At 41.4% G+C, this 602-nt stretch carries 1 rRNA gene; it reads left to right on the top strand.

The window, feature by feature from the left end:
• The first annotated feature begins 354 nt into the window (after positions 1–354).
• A 5S ribosomal RNA gene (gene rrf / locus I2483_RS19235) occupies positions 355–470 on the top strand.
• Positions 471–602 lie beyond the last annotated feature (132 nt).

Raw genomic sequence — 602 nt, 5'->3', positions numbered from 1 at the left:
CCCGTGGTGTAGCGGTTAACATGCCTGCCTGTCACGCAGGAGATCGCCGGTTCGATCCCGGTCGGGACCGCCATTTTATTTAAAATTAAGAACCGATTCCAGGAAGATATATTCCCGGGTCGATTTTTTGTTTTATGAGATAAATAACCGTGTTTTCTTAGACAATGTGTTTTCGGTATACTATAGCTTGGAAGTAGATACTAATTTATAGGTAACTTAATTATGTTCGAAAAGGATTTTTATCAATCTATTTTATTCTTTTTTAACGAATAAAACACATCGATGAAAAAAGAACTTGTAATTATCATAAGATATGCTATACTAAGTATTGTCTTTAAGAAAAGACGATGTAGGTCTGGTGACGATTGCGAAGAGGTCACACCCGTTCCCATCCCGAACACGGAAGTTAAGCTCTTCAGCGCCAATGGTAGTTGGGGGTTTCCCCCTGCAAGAGTAGGACGTCGCCGGTCTCACATATCTACTTTCGATATTTATGTGATGAAGTTACTTGCAAAATCGAAAATTATTACATAGTAAGGTCCCGTGGTGTAGCGGTTAACATGCCTGCCTGTCACGCAGGAGATCGCCGGTTCGATCCCGGT

The sequence above is a fragment of the Sporosarcina sp. E16_3 genome (assembly GCF_017347125.1).
GTDB lineage: Bacteria > Bacillota > Bacilli > Bacillales_A > Planococcaceae > Sporosarcina.
Note: the sequence above shows the minus strand (reverse complement) of the source record. Positions and strands in the feature narration are given on the sequence as shown.